General features: G+C 36.7%; 6 protein-coding genes. All 6 read right to left on the minus strand.

Translation table 11 applies throughout. The features are described 5' to 3' along the window. Positions 1-54: 54 nt before the first annotated feature. On the minus strand, positions 55-1,197 hold the full coding sequence (locus tag B3C18_RS00785; RefSeq protein WP_291140873.1) for a formylglycine-generating enzyme family protein: 1,143 nt from the start codon (positions 1,195-1,197) through the stop codon (positions 55-57). Between the two features lie 110 nt (positions 1,198-1,307). Then, positions 1,308-2,261, minus strand: a complete 954-nt coding sequence (locus B3C18_RS00790) for a DUF6515 family protein (RefSeq protein WP_291140875.1) — start codon at positions 2,259-2,261, stop codon at positions 1,308-1,310. 68 nt (positions 2,262-2,329) lie between these two features. Then, complete coding sequence (locus B3C18_RS00795) at positions 2,330-2,533, minus strand: hypothetical protein (protein WP_291140877.1); 204 nt, start codon at positions 2,531-2,533, stop codon at positions 2,330-2,332. A gap of 15 nt (positions 2,534-2,548) precedes the next feature. Then, positions 2,549-3,550: a porin gene (locus B3C18_RS00800; RefSeq protein WP_291140879.1), complete on the minus strand. Its 1,002-nt coding sequence runs from the start codon at positions 3,548-3,550 to the stop codon at positions 2,549-2,551. Between the two features lie 31 nt (positions 3,551-3,581). Next, on the minus strand, positions 3,582-4,166 hold the full coding sequence (locus tag B3C18_RS00805; protein ID WP_291140881.1) for a hypothetical protein: 585 nt from the start codon (positions 4,164-4,166) through the stop codon (positions 3,582-3,584). An 88-nt stretch (positions 4,167-4,254) separates the two neighbouring features. Continuing rightward, positions 4,255-6,000 (minus strand): sulfatase-like hydrolase/transferase (locus tag B3C18_RS00810; RefSeq protein WP_291140883.1); only part of this gene is annotated, 1,746 nt, incomplete at its 5' end.

Genomic DNA, 6,000 nt, shown 5'->3' on the forward strand with positions numbered 1-6,000 from the left:
AAATAAAAAAGGATTCTGTTTTTGAGAATCCTTTTTCATAGTAATTTTTATCTTTTAAATACTTTTCACACATCTAAAACCAAGGTGATTGGCAGCAGATCTAATTTCGCCTTTTCCTCTTGTTCCTACCATATATCTTGTACAATATTGATCAGTACATAAAAAAGATCCGCCGCGATGCACTCTTTTTATCTGCGTTGGATCGTTAGGATCATTATAAGCATCCGGTCCTTGCGGATTTTTAGCTGTTTTTCCGCTTTCGCTTAATGTTTTATAATAATCAACGCTGTACCAATCGTTTGTCCATTCCCATACATTTCCTGCAACATCATACAATCCGTAAGCATTTGGAGCAAATTGTGCGACAGGAGCAATGCCTTTGAAACCATCTTCTCCAGTATCGCCATCTTTAATTGGGAAATGTCCTTGGTAAATATTGGCTTGAAATTTTCCGTTTGGTTTCAACTTATTTCCCCAAGCGTATATTTCTCCCGTTTTTCCGCCTCTGGCTGCAAATTCCCATTCAGCTTCTGTTGGAAGTCTTTTTCCTGCCCATTTTGCATAAGCCGCCGCATCTTCATAAGTAATATGTACAACAGGATAATTTTCTTTTCCTTTTATAGAACTTTGAGGACCAAGCGGATGTTTCCAATCTGTTCCGCCAACGTATGACCACCATTGTAAAAAATTATTCAAATTTACGGCTGATGGAGTAGGTGTAAATATTACAGAGCCTGTAATTAAATCTTCTTCTGAGGCTGTTGGAAATTCTTCTTTAGTCGGTTTTTTTTCCGCAACGGTAATGTATCCGGTAGCTTTTACAAATTTTTCATATTCTTCGTTTGTCACTTCGGTTTTATCCATATAATAACCGTCAACATATACACGATGAATAGGAGCAGCATCTTTTGTTACGCCAGATAAACTACATAAACTTTCATCTGCAACATTGCTTCCCATGGAGAATTCGCCGCCCGGAATCCAAACCATTCCTTCCGGAGTTTTTCCTGCGGGTTTATTTTTATTTTCGATTGTTGGTTTAAATGCCGATGGTTCTGATGTATTTGGAGTTTCATGACAATCTAAAGCCGCTTCTGTTACTTTTGCTTTTGGCGAAATTAATTTTGTTACACCGTAAGTAATTGAAATTATGGAGATTGTGAGTATAGCGAAAATCCAAAAAGTTTTATTTTTCATTGTAATGGTTTTTTGAGCTGTATTGGTTGTCAATAAGTTGAATCAAAAGTATGAAAATAACTTTTAAAGTTATATTAGTTTGATAGAATTAATAAAATAAATATATTTTGTTATTTATCTTGTTCAACCAAAACTACTTCATATTTATCTTTTCCGTCAACTTTTACAGGTTGATAGTAGGTTTCACCAAACTTAACATATTTTACATCACCAATGGTAACTTCTTCGCCGCCTTCGGGTAAGTTGTCAACAATAGTTCCTGCTGTTGGCGGTACAACTTTATACGTACTGCCGTCTTTTTCATAATACGTTCCGCCGTAATAATAATTGTTAACCGTTCCTGTATTGACGGTTTGTGCACCACTTGGAATATTATTGACCGTTCCTCCAACTGGTGCAGGAACAGCGGTATAACCTCCGCTTGAAGGCGCATACCAAACTCCCTGATCATAATGATATTGCGTACTTTCGACACTTACGACTATTGCTGTCACGGCTAAAGTCGCTACAAAAAATCCCCACGGATGCCAAACCGGACCATAATAAAAGGGTCTGTACGGATGAAAGTAATACGGATTGTAGGCATGATATCTGTAACCGCCATATACATATGGAGGACGTGCATACACAACCGTATTTCGTCTAACAACCGTATTTCTGTTATTGTTTATTGTAATGTCTCTGCTTCTGTCAACGTTTCTGGTATTGCCGCTTATGTTAGTGTTTCTATTGCCGGAATTTCTAATGTTATTATTAGAATTTCGGTTTGAGTTATTCGTTCTATTGCTAATCTTTGTGTTTGAATTATTAGCTGGTCTGGTGACTTTGGTTCCTGAACCATTAGAGCCAGGTCTTGTTGTTGCAGGTCTATTTACTGCAGGTCGTGACTGATTGTTTGGTCTGTTTACCGATGGTCTTGTCTGCGCTCCTCCGCTAGGTCTGTGAACGCCGCCACCGCCACCGCCTACACGACGCTGCGCTATGCTGTCAATAGAAATCAAAAAAAACGATCCGGCTAAACATATTGTTACTGCTTTTCTTATTGTTTTGTTTATATTTTTCATTTTCAGTGTTTTAAGTCAGATGAAGTTATTAAAAAAATGAATTTATATTAAAAAAAGAAGTAAGAATTTTACAATGAAATATCCCATTGTATCCTAAATCTCCATCCGGCTTCAAGAGGCAGTGTTTTATCCTGAAAACTGAAATAGGTAAATTCTGAAGTCAATTTGTTTTTATGACCTTTAAAAAACCAGTTAAAAGCAATAGTGGTTTCATCTTGTCGGTTTTGTCTAATACTATTATCAGGTCTGTATGCGGCGTGTCGTCCGGCCATTTCTAAATGTTTGGGCTACCAGTTAAAAGCATTATGAAAAAAATATCCGGCCTGAACATAATAGCCTTTTAATGTAGTTTCGTCATCATTGTTCAATTTATCAATGATTTTTTTGGTATGCATTTCGCTTTGCCAGGAAAAACCCTGATACATAAATGCGGTTTCTAAATTCCACTGATTTACCCGATATTGTCCCGGCGCGCCATCTTCATATCCTTCTAAATATCCTCCGCCAGATTGTGAAAATCGGGTGTAAGGACTACGGTTTGTTAAAGCTGAAAAGGCAATAATTGGAGTTAGCTTTTCATGAAATTCTAAATCGCTTCCTTCAAAATCAAGAAATCTTCCTAAAAAATTCCATTGTGCCCGCCCGAAATACATCAAATTATTATCGTCGTTAGAAGTATTTCCGCGACCAGTTCCGGTAAGCGCAGCGGCCCAATAATTAAAATCGGCAATACCTTTTCCTTTTAAATGTCCGTAGACTTCAACTCCCATTTGTCTGTCTGCAGTAAAGGGGCGATTGATTAAAGAACGATCGACCGTTTGCTGTTCACCGCTGCTTATGAAACGCTCTCTTGTAAATTCTACTTTCCATTGTCCGACTTTAAGACTCAGCCATTCCCATTTTTCAATCATAATTCTAAAATCTAATAAATTAGACTGGCTGAGCTCGTATTCCCAATAATAATTTAACCAAGGCTCAAAAGCATGACCGCCCACTTTTAATCTCGCACGGTTAATTTTGAAAGTTGTTTTTTTATCCTGACTGTAATCGTCATAAGTCAAAGGATCGGTATCATTTGGTGTAGAAAACCGAAACTGAAGCCGGCTTTGCAATTGAAAAAGAAATTTATTGTCATTGGTACGAAGTTCAATTCCTTTATCTCCATACTTAAAGTTAAGTAGTTTGGTGGTGTCTTTTTCTTGCTGCGCTTTTGATTTTAAAACAAATAGAAAGATTAATGGTAAGAGGATTTTTTTTGAAATACGAATTATTTTATTTGCGTTATACATAAGTTCGATCTATAATTTGTATTTCCTTTAATTACTTTCCGCCAAAATTTTTCGCAATTCCTAAACCAATTCCCCAGCTGTCATACGCGTTCCATTTGAGATCATAGCTGAATGTTCCAAATATTTCCCAGTTTTTTGGAAGTTCATAACCGTATTCTACACCAACCCGCGTAAGGAAATAGTTTTCTTCTTTGGCAAATTCACCTCCCAATCCTAAAAGAATGCTCCAGGATTCGCTTGGTTTATAAATTCCCATAATTGCTGGTGCGATTGGGTAGCTTCTTTCAACAGTTTCTTTATCGTTGTCGCTTGCATAAACTTTTTCGACTTTGAATTTTTCAATTATAAAATCAGTATGAAGGCCAATAGCCCATTTTTTATGAAACTGAAAAGTATAATCGATTCCCCAGGCGGGCAGACTTAATACTTCACGATTTCCTTCGTCATCCCTTCCTTCAAATACATGGGCATGATTAATAGAAATCCCTATTTGATGATGCGGACTAAAAGTTTTTTCTTCGCTTTCCTGAGCGGTACTTTTATTACTGAAAACAGTTAAACCCAAAAGAAAGAGTAAAAGAAAAGACTTTTTTAAGAAGTTATTTCTGTATAGCATTTGGCTTGCTTATTTTATTAAAAATGAAAGAGGTATTCATTGTTCATTTTACTGTTCAATTTAAATACCTCTTTTTAACTAAATTTAATTAATCTCTATTTAAGGCTCTTTTTGCATCACTGTTTAAATCAGAATATTCGATTTTTCCAACATTAACAGCTATCCCATAAATTTCACCGCCTTTAAATTCGCCTGGAGTTTTATATTCTTTACTAACGGCATCTCCACTGTCAAATCCTACACAAAGACCATCGCCAGAAAGTGTGAATTTACCAGTTTGTGTTCGCATAGGTCCGGAAGCAACTTCTTTTCCATCAATATAAAGTTTCGTTTTACCTATAGATTCTCCGTTTGGACCTGCTTTTTCACGAGTAAATTCCATTCCAAAAACATGTTTTCCGGGCGTAATGTCAACATTTGAAGTAAATTGCTGCTCAGGTGCAATTCCTAAGAAATTGTACACATAATGTAATTTTTTGCCTTTAAGAAATAAAGTGTGGCCTCCAAAACGAGAACCGTGAGCAAATAATACTCCAGATGCTTTTGTGTCTTTTACATCAACATCTGCAACAATTTTATAGGAGCGTCCGCGAACATTTACAGCTACACCTTCTGGTACGGGAGCGGTTCCCGGATAGTAAACATATTGATCTCGGGGAGCTTCAGATGAAGGTCTTTCTGTTCCCAATACTTCAATTGCAGAACGGTCATCAAGTGGTAAAACGAGATTTTTTGCAGCTTCTGAATTCCAATCGGCAATAAGCTCTTTTAATTTGTCCGGATATTTTTTAGCTAAATTATTAGATTCAGCTCTGTCAAGATCAGTATTGTAAAGTTCCCATTCATCTTTGTCGAAATTTCCTTTTCCAACAAGTGGCGTATGTAAAGCTACTGCTTTCCAGCCATCTTTCCATAATGCGCGGCTTCCTAACATGGCAAAATACTGAATGTGTTTTTGTGTTTTTGCATCTGGCGAAGCATCAAATGTATATTTCATAGAAACTCCGGATAATGGATACTGAGGAACACCGCGATATACTTTTGGCATTTCAACTCCGCAAACTTCTAATAAGGTAGGGACAATATCTGTAGAATGATGAAATTGATTACGAACTTCGCCTTTGGCTTTAATTCCTTTTGGCCAGGAAATTACCAATGGATCACAAGTTCCACCTGCATACTCACTATATCTTTTAAACATTTTAAATGGAGTTGAAAATGCTGCGGCCCATCCTGTTGGATAATGTTCATAAGTATCTGGCCCTCCTAGTTTATCAAGATATTTTAGATTTTCTTTTAGTTCATCCGGATATCCATTAAAGAATTTATTTTCGTTTACAGAACCAGAAGGAGAACCTTCACCAGAAGCACCATTGTCGGCGGCATATAAAACAATTGTATTTTCTAATTGTCCTGTTTTTTCTAAATAATCAATTATACGACCTACTTGAGCATCTGTATATTCTGAGAAATCTGCATAAACTTCGGCGAGTCTTGAAAATAATTTCTTTTCGTCTGCACTTAATTTGTTCCAATCTAAAACTTCATCACCAGGATTTGAAACTCCGGGAGGCAGAGGATTGAATTTATCAAATTTAGTTCCGGCCGGAATAATTCCTTTTGCTATCATACGAGGTAATACCCATTTGCGATAAGCATCATATCCTTCGTCAAATTTACCTTTATATTTTGCGATATATTCTTCGGGTGCGTGATGCGGTGCATGATTTGCTCCGGGACAATACCACATAAACCAAGGTTTAGAAGGATTTGTTGCCTGTTGATCCCGAATATATTCTAGTGCATGATCTGCTAAATCTTTAGATAAATGATA

Origin of the sequence: Flavobacterium sp. UBA7680, assembly GCF_002482975.1 — a bacterium.
Classification (GTDB): domain Bacteria; phylum Bacteroidota; class Bacteroidia; order Flavobacteriales; family Flavobacteriaceae; genus Flavobacterium.